This is a genomic window from Luteimonas flava (assembly GCF_036584485.1).
Classification (GTDB): domain Bacteria; phylum Pseudomonadota; class Gammaproteobacteria; order Xanthomonadales; family Xanthomonadaceae; genus Luteimonas; species Luteimonas flava.
Genome location: NZ_JAZHBM010000001.1, coordinates 958,936 through 978,571 on the forward strand (window position 1 = coordinate 958,936; position 19,636 = coordinate 978,571).

16 protein-coding genes are annotated in these 19,636 nt (G+C 67.9%); 13 read left to right on the top strand and 3 right to left on the bottom strand.

Going from position 1 to position 19,636, the window contains the following annotated elements; translation table 11 throughout:
- Positions 1-69: 69 nt before the first annotated feature.
- The 5 genes from der to V3391_RS04625 all read left to right on the top strand — a co-directional run bounded on the left by der (position 70) and on the right by V3391_RS04625 (position 5,794).
- Positions 70-1,482, top strand: coding sequence for a ribosome biogenesis GTPase Der (gene der / locus V3391_RS04605; protein WP_332077225.1), 1,413 nt, complete (start codon positions 70-72; stop codon positions 1,480-1,482).
- Entirely contained in the window at positions 1,479-2,066 is a 588-nt protein-coding gene (gene mobA, locus V3391_RS04610; protein WP_332077226.1) for a molybdenum cofactor guanylyltransferase, read from the top strand. Before der ends, mobA begins: the two co-directional genes overlap by 4 nt.
- Positions 2,059-3,291 carry a molybdopterin molybdotransferase MoeA gene (locus V3391_RS04615; RefSeq protein WP_332077227.1) on the top strand — a complete coding sequence of 411 codons (1,233 nt, stop codon included), beginning with the start codon at positions 2,059-2,061 and terminating at the stop codon, positions 3,289-3,291. The genes mobA and V3391_RS04615 overlap by 8 nt, the downstream gene beginning before the upstream one ends.
- Positions 3,292-3,544: 253 nt before the next feature.
- Complete coding sequence (moeB, locus tag V3391_RS04620; protein ID WP_332077228.1) at positions 3,545-4,675, top strand: molybdopterin-synthase adenylyltransferase MoeB; 1,131 nt, start codon at positions 3,545-3,547, stop codon at positions 4,673-4,675.
- An 81-nt stretch (positions 4,676-4,756) separates the two neighbouring features.
- Complete coding sequence (locus V3391_RS04625) at positions 4,757-5,794, top strand: DUF2272 domain-containing protein (RefSeq protein WP_332077229.1); 1,038 nt, start codon at positions 4,757-4,759, stop codon at positions 5,792-5,794.
- A gap of 174 nt (positions 5,795-5,968) precedes the next feature.
- Here the strand turns inward: V3391_RS04625 and acnA are convergent, their stop codons facing one another.
- Positions 5,969-8,734, bottom strand: a complete 2,766-nt coding sequence (gene acnA, locus V3391_RS04630; protein ID WP_332077231.1) for an aconitate hydratase AcnA — start codon at positions 8,732-8,734, stop codon at positions 5,969-5,971.
- Between the two features lie 190 nt (positions 8,735-8,924).
- A complete protein-coding gene (locus V3391_RS04635) occupies positions 8,925-9,824 on the bottom strand; it encodes a LysR family transcriptional regulator (RefSeq protein ID WP_232135346.1) in 900 nt (299 codons plus the stop codon).
- Between the two features lie 108 nt (positions 9,825-9,932).
- Between V3391_RS04635 and V3391_RS04640 the strand changes: the two genes are divergently transcribed.
- The 8 genes from V3391_RS04640 (at position 9,933) to V3391_RS04675 (ending at position 18,776) form a co-directional block, all read left to right on the top strand.
- On the top strand, positions 9,933-11,042 hold the full coding sequence (locus V3391_RS04640) for a 4-oxalomesaconate tautomerase (RefSeq protein WP_332077232.1): 1,110 nt from the start codon (positions 9,933-9,935) through the stop codon (positions 11,040-11,042).
- A 58-nt stretch (positions 11,043-11,100) separates the two neighbouring features.
- Positions 11,101-12,129 carry an ABC transporter substrate-binding protein gene (locus tag V3391_RS04645; protein ID WP_332077233.1) on the top strand — a complete coding sequence of 343 codons (1,029 nt, stop codon included), beginning with the start codon at positions 11,101-11,103 and terminating at the stop codon, positions 12,127-12,129.
- A gap of 51 nt (positions 12,130-12,180) precedes the next feature.
- Positions 12,181-12,972: an ABC transporter ATP-binding protein gene (locus tag V3391_RS04650; RefSeq protein ID WP_425497213.1), complete on the top strand. Its 792-nt coding sequence runs from the start codon at positions 12,181-12,183 to the stop codon at positions 12,970-12,972.
- Positions 12,956-13,732: an ABC transporter permease gene (locus tag V3391_RS04655; protein ID WP_332077235.1), complete on the top strand. Its 777-nt coding sequence runs from the start codon at positions 12,956-12,958 to the stop codon at positions 13,730-13,732. The genes V3391_RS04650 and V3391_RS04655 overlap by 17 nt, the downstream gene beginning before the upstream one ends.
- Before the next feature lie 194 nt (positions 13,733-13,926).
- Positions 13,927-15,333, top strand: a complete 1,407-nt coding sequence (locus tag V3391_RS04660; protein ID WP_332077236.1) for an OprO/OprP family phosphate-selective porin — start codon at positions 13,927-13,929, stop codon at positions 15,331-15,333.
- A 133-nt stretch (positions 15,334-15,466) separates the two neighbouring features.
- Positions 15,467-15,739: an AbrB/MazE/SpoVT family DNA-binding domain-containing protein gene (locus V3391_RS04665; protein WP_332077237.1), complete on the top strand. Its 273-nt coding sequence runs from the start codon at positions 15,467-15,469 to the stop codon at positions 15,737-15,739.
- On the top strand, positions 15,736-16,137 hold the full coding sequence (locus V3391_RS04670; protein ID WP_332077238.1) for a type II toxin-antitoxin system VapC family toxin: 402 nt from the start codon (positions 15,736-15,738) through the stop codon (positions 16,135-16,137). The genes V3391_RS04665 and V3391_RS04670 overlap by 4 nt, the downstream gene beginning before the upstream one ends.
- Before the next feature lie 47 nt (positions 16,138-16,184).
- Positions 16,185-18,776 carry a bifunctional aconitate hydratase 2/2-methylisocitrate dehydratase gene (locus V3391_RS04675; protein WP_332077239.1) on the top strand — a complete coding sequence of 864 codons (2,592 nt, stop codon included), beginning with the start codon at positions 16,185-16,187 and terminating at the stop codon, positions 18,774-18,776.
- A 213-nt stretch (positions 18,777-18,989) separates the two neighbouring features.
- Here the strand turns inward: V3391_RS04675 and V3391_RS04680 are convergent, their stop codons facing one another.
- Positions 18,990-19,631 (bottom strand): histidine phosphatase family protein, encoded by a 642-nt coding sequence (locus V3391_RS04680; RefSeq protein ID WP_332077240.1) that lies wholly within the window; start codon positions 19,629-19,631, stop codon positions 18,990-18,992.
- Positions 19,632-19,636: the final 5 nt, after the last annotated feature.

Below are 19,636 nucleotides of genomic sequence, written 5' to 3' on the forward strand. Positions count from 1 at the left end.
GCCCGGGGCCGTGTGCTTCCGGGCCATGCCCGCGCGGCACGCAAGACCCATTCGAACGGAATCCGTCCCATGCTTCCCCTCGTCGCCCTCGTGGGCCGCCCCAACGTCGGCAAATCGACGCTGTTCAACGCGCTGACCCGCACCCGCGACGCGCTCGTCCACGACGAGCCGGGCGTCACCCGTGACCGCCATTACGGCGTGTGCCGGCTCAATCCCGACGTGCCGTTCGCGCTCGTCGACACCGGCGGCATCGCCGGCGAGAACATCCATCTCGAGCACGAAGGCCTGGCCGGACCGACCGCGAAGCAGTCGCGCGCCGCCGCGGCCGAAGCCGATCTCGTGCTGTTCGTCGTCGATGGCCGCGAAGGTGCTTCCGCGCTCGACGACGAGATCCTGCGCTGGCTGCGCAAGATCGACAAACCCACCTTCCTGGTCATCAACAAGACCGACGGACTGGACGCGCGCGCGGCCGAGGCCGATTTCTCGCGCTACGGCTTTTCCGACACGCACGCGATCTCGTCGGCGCACCGCCACGGCATCGACGAGCTGGTCGACGAGATCCTCGAAAAGCTGCCGGAAGTGGGCCAGTCCGAGCAGCTCGACAGCGATCCCGAGCGCGTCCGCGTGACCTTCGTCGGCCGCCCGAACGTGGGCAAGTCGACGCTGGTCAACCGCATCCTCGGCGAGGAGCGGATGATCGCGTCCGAAGTCGCGGGTACCACGCGCGATTCCATCGAGGTCGATCTGGAACGCGACGGGCGCAAATACCGTCTGGTCGACACCGCCGGCATCCGCCGCAAGTCGAAGGTCGACGAGGCGGTCGAGACGTTCTCCATCATCAAGACGCTGCAGGCGATCGAGCATTCGCAGGTGTCGGTGGTGATGATCGACGCCAGCGAAGGCGTGACCGACCAGGACGCCAGCGTGCTCGGCGCGGTGCTCGATTCGGGCCGCGCGCTCGTCGTCGCGGTGAACAAGTGGGACGGCCTGACCGACTACCAGCGCGAGCAGACCGAAGCGCTGCTGTCGCGCAAGCTGGCGTTCGTGCCGTGGGCGGAAGCGGTGCGCATCAGTGCCAAGCACGGCTCGGGCTTGCGCGAACTGTTCCACGCGATCCACCGCGCGCATGCGTCGGCCAATTACAAGTTCGGCACTTCGGAAGTCACCCGCGCGCTCGAGATCGCCTACGAGACCAATCCGCCGCCGGTCGTGCGCGGTCATGCGCCGAAGCTGCGTTACGCGCATCCAGGCGGCGAGAATCCGCCGACGATCATCGTCCACGGCAACCGCCTGCGGACGCTGCCCGACAGCTACAAGCGCTATCTTGAGAACTTCTTCCGCAAGCGCTTCAAGCTGGTCGGCACGCCGGTGCGCTTCCTGTTCCGCGAGGGCGACAACCCCTACAAGGACAAGAAGAACGTGCTCAACGAACGCCAGCTGGCGAAGAAGAAGCGGCTGATCCGGCACGTCAAGCGCAAGTGATTCCGCGGCCGTCCCGTGACACGCTGACCGTCGGCCTGCTGGCCGGCGGCCGCGCGACGCGGCTGGGCGGTCTGGACAAGGCCTGGCTGCTGCGCGATGGCGTGGCGCAGGTCGAACGCCTCTGTAACCGTTTCGCCGCACAGGCGTCGTGCGTGCTGGTCAGTGCCAATCGCGATCTGCCGCGGTATGCAGACGCAGGCATCGACGCGATCCCTGATCGCCATCCCGACACCGGCCCGCTGTCGGGCCTCGACGCGCTGGCAGTCGCCACCACCACACCGTGGCTGTTCACGCTGCCGGTGGACGCGCTGCATGTCGATGCATCCGTGCTGTCGCGATTGATCGCTGCGGCCGGCGACACCGGCGTGAGCGCCGAAGACGACGACGGCCTGCAGCCGCTGGTGGCGCTGTGGCCGGTCGCCGCACTGCGCGTGGCCGCTACCGACGCGCTGCGCGGCGACGATTTCTCCGTGCGCGGCCTGCAGCGCGCACTCGGCATGCGGACGGTGCGCTTCGCGCAGGTCCGCTTCGGCAACCTCAATACGCCCGACGATCTGGTCCGGGCCGGAGTCACCCATGACTGAGCCCACGTTCCCGTTCCGCGTGCCATTCGACGAGGCCTGCGCGATCGTCGATGCCGTCGCCGCCGAGCGTCGTCTGCAGCCGCAAACGGTGTCGCTGTCGCGCGCGCATAGCCACGTGCTGGCGCGCGACGTCGTCGCGACGCTGCCGCAGCCGCCGTTCGACAACTCGGCGATGGACGGCTTCGCGCTGCGTCACGCCGATCTCGCGACCGACGGCGCGCCGACGCGCCTGCGTCTGGCCGGCGAGCAGTTCGCCGGCCCCGATGCGGCGCTGACGGTCGAGGCGGGCAGCTGCGTGCGCATCACCACCGGTGCGCCGCTGCCGGCTGGCGCCGATACGGTGGTGATGAAGGAGAACACCGATCTCGATGGCAAGGACGTCGTCGTGCGGATCGCACCGCGCCTCGGCCAGCACGTGCGCCGCGCCGGTGAGGATTCGAACGTCGGCGATCTGCTGCTGCAGGCTGGCGACACGCTGACGCCGGCGCGCATCGGTCTCGCGGCCTCGCAGGGGCTCGCGCAGCTCGACGTCGTGCGCCGTCCGACGGTCGCGGTGTTCGCCACCGGCGACGAACTCGTCGAGCCCGGCATGTCGCTCGGTCCCGGGCAGATCTACAACTCCAACCGCGACCAGCTGATGGCGTTGCTGCGCGCGGAAGGTCTCGAGCCGGTCGCGTTTCCGACGCTGCCCGACGACGCCGCGCAGGTCACGTCGGCGCTGCGTCATGCAGGGGAAGCCTTCGATCTGGTGCTGACCTGCGGCGGCGTGTCCGCTGGCGAGAAGGATCTGCTGCCCGAGCTGCTGCAGCGCCGCGGCCGCGTGCGGGTGTGGAAGGTCATGATGAAACCCGGCATGCCGCTGCTGCTCGCCGAAGGCGACACCCTCGGTCCCGCACTGTTCCTGTGCCTGCCGGGCAATCCGGTGTCGGTGCTCGCGACCTGGCTCGCGCTGGGGCGTCGTCTCGTCGACGGCCTGCAGGGCAGGGCGCCGCGGGCATTGCGCCGCGCGCGCCTGGCGTCGGACTGGACCAAGACCCACGAACGCCTCGAACTGCTGCGCGGGCGCTGGTGGATCGACGACGACGGCATCTCGTGGGTCGAGCCGAATCCGGCAGACGGCTCGCACCGCATGCAGGCCGCCGCGGATTCGGATGCGCTGATCGTGCTCGATGCAGGCCCGCGCGATTACGCCCGCGGCACGCCGGTGGATGTGTTGCCTTACTGAGTGCTGCGCTGTCGGGGCCGCGGGACTCGCGGGCGCCTGGACGCTCTGATGCATGAGGCCAGTCCGGCGTCTGCGTGCTGCAGACCCTGAGCACCTCTCCCTCCGGGAGAGGTCGACGCGCACGGCGCATCGGGTGAGGGTTGTGGCTCTGCAGAGACGCGCGAAGTCACGCGTCTATTCTTCGAGCGGGCGGTCGCGCCTGCGAACCGCAGCGTTCCCCGCGCATCGCTCGCGTCCGCGCGATAATCCCGCCATGGCCATCCAGCAACTCACGCCGGCGCAGGCCCGGCAACGCCAGCAGCAGGGCGTGCGCCTGATCGACGTGCGAGATGCGCACGAGCGCGTGACCGGCATGGCCGAGGGCGCGGACGGCATTGATCGCGCGACGCTCGAAGCCGCGCCGCTGGCCCATGCGCCGGACCTGCGGGCGCCGCTGCTGCTGATCTGCCAGAGCGGTCGACGCTCGATGCAGGCGGCCGAAACGCTGGCCGCGCTCGGCTACACCGACATCGCATCCGTCGCCGGCGGCACCAGCGCCTGGCAGGCCGACGGACTGCCGACCGTGCTGCCGGACGGCGATGTCGATCTCGATTTCCACGAGCGCTATTCGCGGCATCTCAAGCTTCCGGAGATCGGCCTCGCCGGCCAGCAGCGGCTCGCGAAGGCGACGGTGCTGGTGATCGGCGCAGGCGGCCTCGGGTCTCCGGCCGCGTACTACCTTGCCGCCGCCGGCGTCGGCACGCTGCGGATCGCGGACGACGACGTCGTCGACCGTAGCAATCTGCAGCGGCAGATCCTCCACGCCGAGGACCGCATCGGTCAGCCGAAGGTCCAGTCGGCGGCGACGACGCTCGGCGCGCTCAATCCGCGTACGCGCATCGAAGCCATCGCCGAACGCGTGACCAGTGACAACGTCGACCGTCTGCTCGACGGCGTCGATCTGGTGCTCGACGGCGCCGACAATTTCCCGGTGCGCTATCTGCTCAACGACGCCTGCGTGCTGCACGGCGTGCCGCTGGTCTACGGCGCGGTGCATCGCTTCGACGGACAGGTCAGCGTTTTCGACGCCGGCCGCCGGCGCGGCGCATGTCCCTGCTATCGCTGTCTGTTCCCCGAACCGCCGCCGGCCGAAGCCGCGCCGAACTGTTCGGAGGTCGGCGTGCTCGGCGTGCTGCCGGGTGTGGTCGGCCTGTTGCAGGCGACCGAGGCTTTGAAGCTGCTGCTCGGCATCGGCGCGCCGCTGGCCGGGCGTCTGCTGCAGTTCGACGCGCTGCGCATGCAATTCCGCGAGACGCGGCTGGCGCCCGATCCCGATTGCCCGGTCTGCGCACCGGGTCGCACGTTCCCCGGCTACATCGACTACGCGGCGTTCTGCGCGGGCTGATCGCGCGAGCGGACCCGCTCTTCACGTGCAGCTGGGGCACGATGGCGGCGACCGCGTGTCCCGCGCGGAATGGACGTCCCGATGCGATCGACGCGCTACCTGTTCCTGCTCGCCTGCCTGCTGCTGTCTGCGCCGTTTGCCGCGCTGGCAGCCGATCCCTGTCCACTGCTGCGCGCGCAGGTCGCATCTCCGGATCCGGCGACCCGGCTCGCCGCCGCCGCGTGCGAGGAACATCTGCTCTGGCACCGTCCTTTCATCGATGTCGAAGGCCGTTATGCCGGCTCGACGGTGCGCGAGGCCGAGACCGCGCTGCTGACCAATGGCGAACAGGCCTGGCGTCGCGTCGCCGGTTACTGGCGCGGCGCCGATCAGCTCTCGCAGCTCCAGCATCGCCCGGGCGCCTGGGACTGCATGTTCGCCCCGACCAGCAGCCAACCGTCGCCGGTGTGCCGCAGCTTCCTCGTCGACGTGCCGTGGTCGGCGGCGTTCGTGTCCTGGGTCGCGCGGCGCGCGACGCTGCCGGGCTTCAGCGGATCGCCGAGCCATGTCGACTACGTGCGCAACGCCTATCGCAGCCCGGAGACCAACGCCTACCGCGTCGCCGATCCGATGACCTCCCGCCCGGCGCGCGGCGACATGCTGTGCTACGTGCGCGCGGCGAATCGTGTGTTCGGTTTCGCGGGTCTCGCCACGTTGCTCAGCAGCGAGGACGGCGGGCTCGGCATGCACTGCGACATCGTCGTCGGCGCCGAAAGCGGGCAGGCGCAGCTGGTCGGCGGCAACGTGCTCGACGGCGTGACGATGCGGCTGATGCCGCTGACTGCGGGCGGCCAGTTCGCCGCACTGGCGCAGCGCGGCCTGGAGGATCCGCCGTGCAGCCCGGATGCACCGCAGGCCTGCAATGCGAACCGGCAGGACTGGGCGGTGCTGCTGCAGTTGCGGCCGGCCAGCGAGCTTGCCTTGCTGTCGCCGTCGCCCGGGCTGTACGTCGCGCCTGCGCCGATGCCAGCCGTGCCGGACGTGTTGCAGCCGGGCCAGTCGACGCCGCGTTCGCAGACCGCGCCGTGCTGCGTCGAGTGCAGCGTGGGCGATGGCTTGCCGCGGTGTCCGGGGGCGTGAGGTTCGCGCATCCCGGCGCAGCCCTTTGGGTACGCGCTTCTGCAAAAAAAGGAAGGCCCGCATCTGCGGGCCTTCCTCGTTCCGATCATGCTGGTTTCATCGCTACCCACTGCTTGAGTACTTCATGCAGCAGCCCGCGGCGCTTTGGCGGCCGGTCTTCCGCATGTGCCGGCATCAGGCGGCCTTCTTCGCCGCCAACTGACGCAGTACGTAATGCAACAGGCCGCCGTGACGGAAGTACTCGACTTCCTTCGGCGTCAGCAGCAGCACGTCGACTTCGAAACGGATTTCGGTGCCGTCCGCGCGCTTGGCGACGATCTGCGCGGTCTTCGACTTGCCGTTGGCGAGGCCGGTGAGTTCCACCGTCTCCGACCCGTCGAGACCCAGGCTCTGCGCGTTCTCGCCATTGCGGAAGCTGCACGGCAGCACGCCCATGCCGACGAGGTTGGAGCGGTGGATGCGCTCGAAGCTCTCGGCGATCACGGCCTTCACGCCGAGCAGGTTGGTGCCCTTGGCGGCCCAGTCGCGCGACGAACCCGTGCCGTATTCCTTGCCCGCGAACACCACCAGCGGTACGCCGTCGGCCTTGTACTTCTGCGCCGCGTCGTAGATCGACAGCTTCTCCGGCTCGCCATCACCGAAGTACAGCGTATTGCCGCCTTCCTCGCCGCCGAAGAACAGGTTCTTGATGCGGATGTTGGCGAAGGTGCCGCGCACCATGACGTCGTCGTTGCCGCGGCGCGAGCCGTAGCTGTTGAAGTCGGTCGGCTGCACGCCGCGTTCCTGCAGGAAACGGCCCGCGGGGGAATCGCCCTTGATGTTGCCGGCCGGCGAGATGTGGTCGGTCGTGATCGAGTCGCCGAACAGGCCCATGATCCGCGCGCCGTGGATGTCGTCGATGCTGCCGACGTCCATCGTCATGCCGTCGAAGTAGGGCGGATTCTTGATGTAGGTCGACGCTTCGTCCCACGCATACAGATCGCCGTCGGGCGATTCGATCGTGTTCCAGCGCGTGTCGCCCTTGAAGACGTCGGCGTAGTTCTTGGCGAACATCTCCGGCCCGATCGTCTTCGCGATGAAGTCGCCGATCTCTTTGTTGGTCGGCCAGATGTCGCGCAGGTAGACGGGATTGCCGTCCTGGTCCTTGCCCAGCGGATCGTCGGTCAGATCGATGTCGACCGTGCCGGCGATCGCATAGGCGACGACCAGCGGCGGCGAGGCGAGATAGTTCATCTTCACTTCGCCGTGGATACGGCCTTCGAAATTGCGGTTGCCCGACAGCACGGCCGCGACCGCGAGATCGTTCTCGGCGATGCCTTTCGACACCGCGTCCGGCAGCGGGCCGGAATTGCCGATGCAGGTGGTGCAGCCGTAACCGACGACGTAGAAGCCGAGCTTCTCCAGATCGTCGAGCACGCCGGCCTTTTCCAGGTAATCGGTGACCACCAGCGAGCCCGGTCCGAGCGAGGTCTTGACCCACGGCGCGGCCTTGAGGCCCTTGGCCGCGGCGTTGCGCGCCAGCAGGCCGGCGCCGAGCATCACCGCCGGGTTCGAGGTGTTGGTGCAGGACGTGATCGCGGCGATGACCACCGAGCCGTCGGTCAATTCGTGCTCACCGTCATCGAGCGTGATCTTCGACACCGGACGCGCGGCGAGGCGCTCGGCCTGCGGCTGTCCGCCGCCTTCCTTCTCGAACCGGTCGACCTGCGGATCTTCCGCGCTCGCCTTGTTGCGCTTGGCGACCAGCGGACCGACGTTGTCGCGGAAATTCTGCTGCACCTTCTCCAGCAGCACGCGGTCCTGCGGACGCTTCGGGCCGGCCAGCGACGGGCGCACGTCGGCCATGTCGAGTTCCAGCACGCTGCTGTACTCGGCCTCCGGGGAACCGGGTTCGTGCCACAGCTGCTGCGCCTTCGCGTAGGCCTCGACGAGGGCGATCTGCTCTTCGCTGCGGCCCGACAGACGCAGATAGTTCAGCGATTCCTGGTCGATCGGGAAGATGCCGCAGGTCGCGCCGTACTCGGGCGCCATGTTGCCGATCGTCGCGCGGTCGGCCAGCGGCAGGTGCTGCAGGCCTTCGCCGAAGAACTCGACGAACTTGCCGACGACGCCATGCTTGCGCAGCGTCTCGGTGACCGTCAGCACGAGGTCGGTTGCGGTCGCGCCTTCCGGCATGCGGCCGGTGAGCTTGAAGCCGACGACCTGCGGAATCAGCATCGACGACGGCTGGCCGAGCATCGCGGCCTCGGCCTCGATACCGCCGACGCCCCAGCCGAGCACGCCGATGCCGTTGATCATCGTGGTGTGCGAGTCGGTACCGAACACGGTGTCCGGATACGCCCACTGCACGCCGTCCTCGCGCTCGGCGGTCATCACCACGCGGGCCAGATGCTCGAGGTTCACCTGGTGGACGATGCCGGTGTTGGGCGGCACGACCTTGAAGTTGTCGAACGCCTTCTGGCCCCAGCGCAGGAAGCCGTAGCGTTCCTTGTTGCGCTGGAATTCGATCTTGCCGTTGAGATCCAGCGCGTCCGGACGGCCGAACACGTCGACCTGCACCGAGTGGTCGATCACCAGTTCCGACGGGATCAGCGGATTGATCTGCTCCGGGCGACCGCCGAGGCGCACCACCGCGTCACGCATCGCGGCGAGGTCGACGACGCAGGGCACGCCGGTGAAATCCTGCAGCACCACGCGCGCCGGCATGAAGGCGATCTCGGTATCCGGTTCGGCCTTCGGGTCCCACTTCGCCACCGCTTCGATGTGGTGCGCAGCGACGGTCTCGCCGTCCTCGTGACGCAGCAGGTTCTCGAGCAGGATCTTCATCGAGTAGGGCAGGCGGGCGATGTCGAACCGCTTGCCCAGCGCCGGCAGGCTGGAATAGGCGTAACGGCGGCCGCCGACGTCGAGATCGGCGCGCGTGGAAAAGGTATCGGTCATGCGGAAGCTCCTGTCGCGGGTTGCTGGCGGTGACGCGGTCGGACCGGTCGTGGCGGGCATGCGTGGATGCGCGGGCATCCGGATTGCTGCGGGGTGATGCGGCGCGACGCCCGGTCGATGCGCGTCACCGCGTCGAGGCGGCCAGTGTAGGCAGGCCGACGTGGCGGACATGTCATCGGTCGGGCGCGTCTCACGGTTTCTGCCAGGTGCTCTTGAGCATCTGCAGGAACCGCTCGGCGGCGGGGGAGAGCATCGCGCCCCGCCTGCGCACGATGCCGATCGTACGTGACACCACGGGGGGCGCGATCTCGCGGGTCACCAGAATGGAGTGTTCCTGCTGCGGCGTGGCCATGCGTGGCAGCACCGAAATGCCGACGCCCGCTTCGACCAGCCCGAGCGAGGTCGACAGGTGCGTGACCTCGTAAAACCAGCTGAGCTTGAGGTTCTCGCGGGCGAGCGCCCCGTCGAGCAGGGTGCGGTTGCCGCTGGTGCGATGCACGGTGATCAGCGGGTGCTGGGCGATGTCGCTCCAGGTCACGCGGCGCTTGGTCGCCAGCGGATGGTCGCGGCGGCAGGCGAGCACGAAGGGGTCTTCGACCAGCGAGTCGAATTCCAGCTCCGGATCGGACGCGCCCATGAAGTTGATGCCGAACTCGACCTCGCCGCGCTCGACCGCCTGCAGGCCTTCGGTGGCCGGGATGTCGAGGATGCGGAAGCGGACGCTGGGATGGTCCTCGTGGAAGCGGGCGATGACGCTCGGCAGGAAGTAGAACGCTGCCGTCGGCAGGCAGGCGATCGTGACCTGGCTGCCGCGGCCGTCGTCGACGCCGCGCGAGGCGAACAGCGAGCCGTCGAACTCTTCGATCATCCGGCGCACCAGCGGCAGCAGGTTCTGCCCGACGGCTGTGGGCGCAACGCTGCGCGTGGTGCGTTCGAGCAGGGGCGCCCCGACCGCGCTTTCCAGTTTCTGTATACGGCGGCTCAACGCCGGCTGCGAGACGTGCAGGGCCTCGGCGGCGCGATGGAAGCTGCGGGTCTCGGCCACGAGCAGGAACGCACGCAGGTCGAGGATTTCGCAATTGATGCTCATAACGTATCAATTCTCCTGAAATCAGCATTTCACAGATCAATTCCGGCCATGCCAGTATCGCAACGAATCGATCAATTGATTCGATATTCATATCAATCTGCGACCCTCATGTCCAACGATCTCTACAGCGTTCCCTGTGTCCTGATGCGTGGCGGCAGCTCGAAAGGGCCGTTCTTCCGCGCGTCGGACCTGCCGGCGGATCCCGCCGAGCGGGATCGCCTGCTGCTGGAGGTCATGGGCGCCGGGCATCCGCTGCAGATCGACGGCATCGGCGGTGGCAATGCGCTGTCGAGCAAGGTCGCCATCGTCGGTCCGCCGACCCGGGCCGATGCCGACATCGACTACCTGTTCGCCCAGGTGCGCCTCGACCGCCAGCTGGTCGATACCACGCCCAACTGCGGCAACATGCTGGCTGCAGTGGGCCCGTTCGCGATCGAGTCGGGCATGGTCGCCGCCGGCGACCCCCGGACCGAGGTGCGTATCCACAACGTCAATACCGGCAAGGTGATCCTGGCCACCGTGGAGACCCCGCAGGGCCGTGTGCACTACCGCGGCGAGACCGCGATCGCCGGTGCGCCCGGCACCGCGGCGCCGATCTCGCTGGCCTTCCTCGACGCCGCCGGCGCCCGGACTGGCAAACTGTTGCCCACCGGCGAGGCCAGCGAATGGATCGATGGCGTCGAGGTGAGCTGCATCGACTGCGCGATGCCGATGGTGATGCTCGAGGGTGCGGCCCTGGGCGTGACCGGTGCGGAAAGCGTGGCCGAACTCAACGCGGACACCGCGATGCTGGCCCGTCTGGAACGGATCCGCATCGAGGCCGGGCGCAGGATGGGCATCGCCGATGCGGGCGATCGCGTCATTCCCAAGCCCGTGCTGCTGTTGCCGCCCCGGGCGGGCGGCGCGCTGCAGGTGCGCTATTTCATGCCCCACCAGTGCCACAGCGCACTGGCGATCACCGGCGCGGTCGGCATCTCGACCGCGTGCGTCACCGACGGGACGGTGGCGCAGCGCATGGCCGGCAGCCTTCCGCTGCCCGGCAGCGTGCGGCTGGAACACCCGAGCGGCTGCCTGGACGTGGCACTGCACAGACCCGCAATGGATGCCCCGATCGTCGCCAGCGTCGTGCGGACCGCACGGCGACTGTTCGAGGGCCGCGTCTTCGCCAGCACGGACCCGCGGCGCAACGCAGCAGCGCCATGGAGTTCGGCTGCGTGAACTGAACAACGCCGGGCATCCGTCCGGTCCGAAGCCATCACCATCCTGGGAGGGATCGATGTACAAGCGTCTCATCACCGCCGTGCTCGCGGCGGCCATGGTCTGTGTTGCCGGTTGCAGCGGCAGCCGCGGCTCTGCCGAAGGCGAGTCGGTACGCATCAGCGTCGGCTCGTACAACCTCAACAACCTGCCGTTCTTCATCGCCGACGCCAACGGCTACTTCGAAGACGTGGGCCTGAACGTCCAGACCGAGAACTTCGCCCAGGGCGGTTCCAAGGTGCTGCAGGCGCTGGTCGCCGGCTCCACCGACGTCGCGGTCGGCTTCTACGACCACACCATCCAGATGCAGGCCAAGCAGAAGGACGTCGTCGCGTTCGTGCTGCTGTCGCGCAATTCCGGCCTGGTGCTCGCCGGTCGTCCCGACAGCACCTTCGATCCGGCCAACCCGGCGTCGATCCGCGGCATGAAGGTCGGCATCACCGCGCCGGGCTCGTCGTCGGACTTCTTCGTCCGGCATTACCTGGCCCGCAACAACATTCCGGTCGACGACATCTCGATCATCGGCGTGGGCTCGGGCGCGGCCGCGGTCGCGGCGCTGCAGCAGGACAAGATCGACCTGCTGGTGAACTACGACCCGGCCGGCACGCTGCTCGTCGAGCGTGGCGTCGGCAAGATCCTGATCGATGCGCGCAGCGACGAAGGCGCGCGCGAGGTCTACGGCGGCATCTATCCGACGTCGGTCATGTACGCGCAGCAGTCCTTCCTCGACAAGCGCCCCGAGGCGGTCGAGAAGATCGTCCGCGCCGAACGCATGGCGCTGGAGTTCATCGCCGATCACACGTCGGCCGAAGTCGTGGCCGCGCTGCCGGACAAGTACGTCTCCGGCGACCGCGAAACCTATGCCAAGGCGGTCGAGCAGGCGCGCGCGATCTTCACCCGCGACGGCCGCTTCGAGCCGAAGGATCTGGAAACGCCGTTGCTCGTGCTGCGCGAGTTCAACACCGATGTCGCCAATGCCGACATCGATCTCGAGAAGACCTACACCAACGTATTCGTCGACCGCGTCGCCGCGGACGCGAAGCAGTAAGGAGGTTCCATGGCTGTCGCCAGTGTTGCCCGCATCCGGGATGAAGTCCCGATGCCGACCCCGTCGCGTTCGATGGTCTCGGTCGACAACGTCACGATGTCCTTCGGTGATTTCACCGCGGTGCGCGACGTCAACATCGAAGTCGCCGACGGCGAGTTCGTCGCCATCGTCGGACCGACCGGCTGTGGCAAGAGCACCATTCTCAATGCCGTCGCCGGCCTGCTGAACCCGACCAAGGGTGGCATCCGCATCGACGACACGCCGGTCAACGGCGTGCAGGAATCGGTGGGTTACCTGTTCCAGCAGGACGCGCTGCTGCCGTGGAAGACGGCGTTCCAGAACGTCGAACTCGGCCTGCGTTTCCGCGGCGTCGACGCGAAGGAACGCGAGCAGCGGGCGAACGCCTGGCTGGCGAAGGTCGGCCTCAAGGGATTCGAGCACCGCTATCCGCACCAGCTCTCGGGCGGTCAGCGCAAGCGCGTGCAGATGGCGCAGGCGCTGATCGTCGAGCCGAAGGTGATGCTGATGGACGAGCCGTTCTCGGCGCTCGACATCCACACCCGGCATCTGATGCAGAACGAACTGCTGCGGCTGTGGCAGGAAGACCGTCGCGCGGTGATCCTGATCACCCACGACCTCGAGGAAGCGATCGCGCTCGGCGACCGTGTCGTCGTGCTGTCCTCGGGCCCGTCGAGCCGGGTGGTCGAAAGCTTCCACGTGGATCTCGAGCGGCCGCGCAACGTCGCGGAAATCAAGCTCGACCAGCGGTTCACCGACCTCTATCGCGACATCTGGGCCTGCCTGCGCGGCGAAGTGGAGAAGAGCTATGCACGCCAAGACTGACCGTGCCATCCAGATCATGCTCGTCGTCGGTGTCTTCGGCGGCTGGCAGGCCGGTGTATCGGCCGGCCTCATCGATCCGTTCTTCTTCCCCGCACCGTGGGACATCGTCCGGCAGATGGTCACCTGGCTGATGGACACGAGCTTCTACAGCCACGTCTACATCACCCTGACCGAAACGGTGCTGGGTTACGTGATCGGTACCGTGCTCGGCGTCACCGGTGGTGTCTGGCTGGGCCTGAGCCCGCGCTCGGCGCGCATCCTCGATCCCTTCATCAAGGGGTTCAACGCGATTCCGCGCGTCGTGCTGGCTCCGATCTTCGTGCTCTGGCTGGGTCTGGGCCTGTGGTCGAAGGTGGCGCTCGCCGTGACGCTGGTGTTCTTCATCACGTTCTTCAACGCGATGCAGGGCGTGCGCGAGGTGAATCCGGTGGTGCTGGCGAACGCACGCATCCTCGGCGCCAACCGTCGCGATCTGCTGCGGCATGTGTACTTCCCGGCGGCCGCGAGCTGGATCCTGTCCTCGCTGCGCACCTCGGTGGGCTTTGCGGTGGTCGGCGCGATCATCGGCGAATACCTCGGCGCGTCCGCGGGCCTGGGCTATCTGATCGCGCAGGCGGAAGGCAACTTCAATGCGGTCGGCGTGTTCGCCGGCATCATCATCCTGGCGGGTTTCGTGCTGATCATCGATTTCTTCCTCGACATCGCCGAGAACCGCCTGATCACCTGGCGTCCCAACGCCTCGCGCGAAGCCACGAGCTGACCGCCGACGTCCCGGCGCGCGCTGCGCCGGGACGTCTTCGACACCCGTTCCCCACGTCCGGGTGCGCTCCCGCGCCGGTGCCTCCTCGTCGGCACCGGCGCCTTCCTTCCGAATGTTCGCCCGTCGCCCCCGGCGGGCCTGTCTGCGGCCGCCTGTACCGAGGGCGTGCCGTGTCCGGAGATCGCACGATGCGCATGTCGTTCCGCCCCCGTCCCACCGCACTGGCCGTCGGCCTGCTGCTGGCCTCGTCCTCCGCCCTCGCGCAGACCGCGCCAAGCGAACTGGAAACGCTGGTCCGCCAGCAGGCCGAACAGATCCGCCAGCTCGAAGCGCGCCTGTCCGTGCTCGAAACCGGCACGCCGCCAGTCGCCGCGCAGGCGCCAGCTGCGCCCGTCGCCGATCCCGCGCTCGTCGAGCGCATCGCCAAGGTCGAATCCGCGCAGGCGAAGGCGCCGGCGGTGAGCTGGTCCAAGGGCGCGCCTCAGTTCACCAGCAGCGACGGCCAGACCACGTTCCGGCCGCGCGGCCGCGTCTTCGTCGACACCTCCAGCACCCGCGGCTCGGACTTCGATGCGCGCAACATCACCGGCACCGAGATCCGCTCGGTGCGCCTGGGTTTCGAAGGCAGCTACGGCAACCTCGGCTATGCGGTCGAAGGCGATTTCGCCGACAACGGCGTGGCCTGGAAGTCGGCCTACGTGACCCTCGGCCACACGCTGTTCGGACGCGAGGCGGAACTCACCGTCGGCAATCGGCTCAACGACCGCGGCATCGACGGCTCCAGCGGCACCGGCAATACGCCGTTCCAGGATCGCAACGTGGTCGGCACCCAGATCGTGCCGCAGCGCGGCCTGTTCGGCGTCGGCCTGACCCAGCGCGTCTACGGCGACAGCTGGCACGGCAGCCTGTCGGTGGCCGGCAACGACCTCAACAACGTCGGCGACAGCAACGACTCGATGACCGTCGCCGGCCGCGCGCACTGGAACCCGGTGAAGGGCGAGGGCGGTCTGCTGCATCTGGGCGCCTGGGGTTTCTACGAGGACATCGCACCCAACAGCACCGGCGTGTTCCGCAGCTCGGCGATCTCCGGTCATCTCAACGATCTGGTGAAGATCGCGCCCGGCACGCTCAACGGCGCCACCCACGGCCACGGCTACGGTGTCGAACTGCTCGGCGTGCGCGGTCCGTTCTGGGGCTATGGCGAATGGGGCACGCGCGAAGTCTCGGGGCTGGGCGGCGCCGGCCGCTACGCGGTCACCCATGACGCCTGGGCGCTCTCGGCTGGCTGGTTCCTGTCCGGCGCCAGCCCCTCGTTCGCGACGAAGACCGGCACCTGGAGCCGGGTCAAGATCGCACGGCCGGTCACCGCCGGCGGACCGGGCGCCTGGGAACTCAAGGCGCGGTACGAGAACGCCGATTACGCGGAACTGCCGACGGGCGGCACCGGCGATGCGCTGACCGTCGGCGTGAACTGGTATCTCAACGATTTCAGCCGGGTCATGCTGGATGCGATCCGCTGGGAAACCGACAACCGCAGCGGCGCCTACCAGGGCGAGGACCGCGGCACCACGCTCAACGCACGGTTCCAGCTGGCGTTCTGACGGACGCCACCAGCGTCGATGCGTTCGGGACGGGCCGGGTTCGCCACGAATCCGGCCCGTTGCGTTCCCGTTGCCCGGCTTGGGTATGCGGGTTCAGGTATGTATAATGCGCGCATACTTTCCGGAGGCCGCCATGGAAGCCACCGTCGCCGAACGCGGCCAGATCACCCTGCCCAAGGCCGTGCGCGATGCGCTGGGTCTGAGCAAGGGCACGATCCTGAAGGTCGAACTGGAAGGCAGCCGCATCGTGCTGCGCAAGAGTGTCGACGACGCCGTTTCGCGCGCCCGCGGCCGTTTCAGGCTGGAAGGTTTCGATAACACCGACGCGGCGATGCGCGCGGTGCGTGGCCAGCCGGCCGATGAGGTCCAGGTCGACGTCGCCACCGACGGAGACGCCGACCGGTGATCGCCGTCGACGCGCCCGTGCTGGTGGATCTGCTGGCCGATGGCCCGCAGGCCGATGCCGCCGAGGCCTGCCTGCGCCAGTACCTGAGCGCCGGTCCGGTCGTCGTCTGCGACGTCGCGCTGGCCGAGATCTGCGGCGCGCTGCACGACGGCGCCGACACCATGTCCGTGCTCGAGGACATGGGCGTGCGCTTCTCGGCGATCGAAGCGAAGTCGGCATTGCGCGCCGGTGAGATGCAGCGCCGTTCCTGGCAGCGCGGCGACATCGCCGGCCGCCCGTCGCGCGATTTCCTGGTCGGGGCGCACGCGCTGCTGCAGTGCAATGGCCTGATCACCCGCGACGACGCGTTCTTCCGCACCTATTTCAAGGGTCTCAAGCTGATCGTACCGTCGGCCTGAGACCGGTTTTCCCGGTACTACACGAACAAGACTCTGGAGTTGCCCGCATGTTGGAAGCCTACCGCCATCACGTTGCCGAGCGCGAAGCGCTGGGCATCCCGCCGCTGCCGCTCGATGCGCAGCAGACCGCCGACGTCATCGAACTGCTGAAGAATCCGCCGGCCGGCGAAGCGGAGTTCCTGCTCGACCTGCTGACCCACCGCGTGCCGGCCGGCGTCGACGACGCCGCCAAGGTCAAGGCCTCGTACCTCGCCGCCATCGCATTCGGCACCGAGCGCAGCGCGCTGATCACCCGCGCGCGCGCCACCGAACTGCTGGGCACGATGCTCGGCGGCTACAACGTGCAGCCGCTGGTCGATCTGCTCGACGACGCCGAAGTCGGCGCGATCGCGGCCGAAGGCCTCAAGCACACGCTGCTGGTGTTCGACGCGTTCCACGACGTCGAAGAAAAGTCCAAGGCCGGCAACGCGAACGCCAAGGCCGTGATCCAGAGCTGGGCCGACGCCGAGTGGTTCACCAGCAAGCCGGAAGTGCCGCAGTCGATGACGCTGACGGTGTTCAAGGTGCCGGGCGAGACCAATACCGACGACCTGTCGCCGGCGCCCGACGCGACCACGCGTCCCGACATCCCGATGCACGCGCTGGCGATGCTGAAGAACGCGCGCGAAGGCGCGGCTTTCGTGCCGGAAGAGGACGGCAAGCGCGGGCCGATCCAGGCCATCCGCGATCTGAAGGAGAAGGGCCATCTGGTCGCCTACGTCGGTGACGTGGTCGGCACCGGTTCGAGCCGCAAGTCGGCGACCAACAGCGTGCTGTGGTGGACCGGCGAGGACATCCCGTTCATTCCGAACAAGCGCTTCGGCGGCGTGTGCCTGGGGTCGAAGATCGCGCCGATCTTCTACAACACGATGGAAGACGCCGGCGCGCTGCCGATCGAACTCGACGTGTCGCAGATGGAGCAGGGCGACGTCATCGAGCTGCGCCCCTACGACGGCAAGGCGCTGAAGAACGGCACCGTGATCGCCGAATTCCAGGTCAAGTCCGAGGTGCTGTTCGACGAAGTGCGCGCCGGTGGCCGCATTCCGCTGATCGTCGGCCGCGGCCTGACCGCCAAGGCGCGCGAGTCGCTGGGCCTGCCGACGCTCGAATTGTTCCGCCTGCCGCAGCAGCCGGCCAACACCGGCAAGGGTTTCTCGCTGGCGCAGAAGATGGTCGGCCGTGCGATCGGTCTGCCGGAAGGCCAGGGCGTGCGTCCGGGCACCTATTGCGAGCCGAAGATGACCTCCGTGGGTTCGCAGGACACCACCGGCCCGATGACCCGTGACGAGCTCAAGGATCTCGCGTGCCTGGGCTTCTCGTCGGATCTGGTGATGCAGTCGTTCTGCCACACCGCGGCGTACCCCAAGCCGGTGGACGTCAAGACGCATCACACGCTGCCGGAGTTCATCTCCACGCGCGGTGGCATCTCGCTGCGTCCCGGCGACGGCATCATCCACAGCTGGCTCAACCGCATGCTGCTGCCCGACACCGTCGGCACCGGCGGCGACTCGCACACACGCTTCCCGATCGGCATTTCCTTCCCGGCCGGTTCGGGTCTGGTCGCGTTCGCCGCGGCGACCGGCGTCATGCCGCTCGACATGCCCGAATCGGTGCTCGTCCGCTTCAAGGGCAAGATGCAGCCTGGCGTGACCCTGCGTGATCTGGTCAACGCGATTCCGCTGTACGCGATCAAGGCCGGTCTGCTGACCGTCGCCAAGCAGGGCAAGAAGAACATCTTCTCCGGCCGCATCCTCGAGATCGAAGGTCTGCCGGATCTCAAGGTCGAGCAGGCGTTCGAACTGTCCGACGCCTCGGCCGAGCGTTCCGCGGCCGGTTGCACGGTGCACCTCGACAAGGCGCCGATCATCGAATACATCACGTCGAACATCGTGATGCTGAAGTGGATGATCAGCGAAGGCTATGCCGACGCGCGTTCGATCCAGCGCCGCATCGAGAAGATGGAAGCCTGGCTCGCCGATCCGCAGTTGCTCAAGGGCGACGATGACGCCGAGTACGCCGCGGTCATCGAGATCGACCTGGCCGACGTGCACGAACCGATCCTGGCCTGCCCGAACGATCCGGACGACGTGAAGACGCTGTCCGAAGTCGCCGGCGTCGAGATCGACGAAGTGTTCATCGGGTCGTGCATGACCAACATCGGCCACTTCCGCGCCGCGTCCAAGCTGCTCGAAGGCAAGCGCGACATTCCGACCAAGTTGTGGGTCGCGCCGCCGACGAAGATGGACGCCGCCGAGCTGACCAAGGAAGGCCATTACGGCACCTTCGGCGCGGCCGGTGCGCGCATGGAAATGCCGGGCTGCTCGCTGTGCATGGGCAACCAGGCGCAGGTGCGCGAAGGCGCGACGGTGTTCTCGACCTCGACGCGCAACTTCCCGAACCGTCTGGGCCGCAACTCCAATGTGTATCTGGGGTCGGCGGAACTCGCCGCGATCTGTTCGCGTCTGGGCCGCATCCCGACCAAGGCCGAGTACATGGCCGACGTCGGCGTGCTGGACGCCTCGGCGAGCGACATCTACCGCTACATGAACTTCGACCAGATTCCGGAGTACGTGGACGCGGGCGAGAAGACCGCGGCCTGACGGCAGCGGTCCTCGGACAAGAAAAACCCGGCCTTGCGCCGGGTTTTTTTTTTAACCTTCTACGTGCGTAGATCGTGGTCCTTACGATTCAAGCTTCGGCGTATTGCGTGCCGATTTCGGATCGGACGCGGGACAGCCGCGCTCTCCAATGGAGACGTGCCAGATGCCCGCCGATCGCGTGCAGCCGTGCGGGGCGCGAACTGCGTACGCGTTCTACAGCGCGGCGATGCCGCGCGCGAGGTCGGCGCGGTAATGCAGATGCCAGTGGCGACCGCTGCCGGTCAGCTCGTAGACCGCGCAATTGGGCATTGGCAGCGCGACCTGGAACTGGCGGAAAGCGCGCATGTCATCCGGTGCGTCGGCGGCGAAGCCCATCAGGCGCCACGCCAGCAGGCCGAACCAGATGCCGTGCCCGAACAGCACGCTGTCGTCGTCCAGCGTCGGCATCGCATCGAGGAAGGCATCGATGCGCGCGACGAACTCGGCGAACGTGTCGGCCTCGTCGCCCATGCGGGCATCGCGGTCGCCGCGTGTCCAGTAGGCCTCCGTCAGGGGACGCCGCTGTTCACCCGTGAGGCCCGCGATGCGCGCAGGATCGATTGCCGAGAATTCGTGCAGCAGCGGATGCACCTGCGCATCGCGCCCGGTCAACGCGCAGAACGCCTGCGCGGTCGCGCGGGCACGATCGAAATGCGAGACGAGCACCGGGCCGGCGATCGCTTCCGCGAGTTGCGTCGCCAGCCAGTCGGCCTGCGCATGTCCACGCGCGGACAGCGGAATGGTGGCGTGCGGCAGGGTCTGCCCGCCGGCATTGGCCACGCTCTCGCCGTGACGGACGAAGGTCAGCCGCGCCATGCGGC

Coding starts and splice junctions, on each gene's coding strand:
- der (WP_332077225.1), top strand. CDS start 70: ATGCTTCCCCTCGTCGCCCTCGTGGGCCGCCCCAACGTCGGCAAATCG.
- V3391_RS04615 (WP_332077227.1), top strand. CDS start 2,059: ATGACTGAGCCCACGTTCCCGTTCCGCGTGCCATTCGACGAGGCCTGC.
- moeB (WP_332077228.1), top strand. CDS start 3,545: ATGGCCATCCAGCAACTCACGCCGGCGCAGGCCCGGCAACGCCAGCAG.
- V3391_RS04625 (WP_332077229.1), top strand. CDS start 4,757: ATGCGATCGACGCGCTACCTGTTCCTGCTCGCCTGCCTGCTGCTGTCT.
- acnA (WP_332077231.1), bottom strand. CDS start 8,734: ATGACCGATACCTTTTCCACGCGCGCCGATCTCGACGTCGGCGGCCGC.
- V3391_RS04635 (WP_232135346.1), bottom strand. CDS start 9,824: ATGAGCATCAATTGCGAAATCCTCGACCTGCGTGCGTTCCTGCTCGTG.
- V3391_RS04640 (WP_332077232.1), top strand. CDS start 9,933: ATGTCCAACGATCTCTACAGCGTTCCCTGTGTCCTGATGCGTGGCGGC.
- V3391_RS04645 (WP_332077233.1), top strand. CDS start 11,101: ATGTACAAGCGTCTCATCACCGCCGTGCTCGCGGCGGCCATGGTCTGT.
- V3391_RS04650 (WP_425497213.1), top strand. CDS start 12,181: ATGCCGACCCCGTCGCGTTCGATGGTCTCGGTCGACAACGTCACGATG.
- V3391_RS04655 (WP_332077235.1), top strand. CDS start 12,956: ATGCACGCCAAGACTGACCGTGCCATCCAGATCATGCTCGTCGTCGGT.
- V3391_RS04660 (WP_332077236.1), top strand. CDS start 13,927: ATGTCGTTCCGCCCCCGTCCCACCGCACTGGCCGTCGGCCTGCTGCTG.
- V3391_RS04665 (WP_332077237.1), top strand. CDS start 15,467: ATGGAAGCCACCGTCGCCGAACGCGGCCAGATCACCCTGCCCAAGGCC.
- V3391_RS04675 (WP_332077239.1), top strand. CDS start 16,185: ATGTTGGAAGCCTACCGCCATCACGTTGCCGAGCGCGAAGCGCTGGGC.
- V3391_RS04680 (WP_332077240.1), bottom strand. CDS start 19,631: ATGGCGCGGCTGACCTTCGTCCGTCACGGCGAGAGCGTGGCCAATGCC.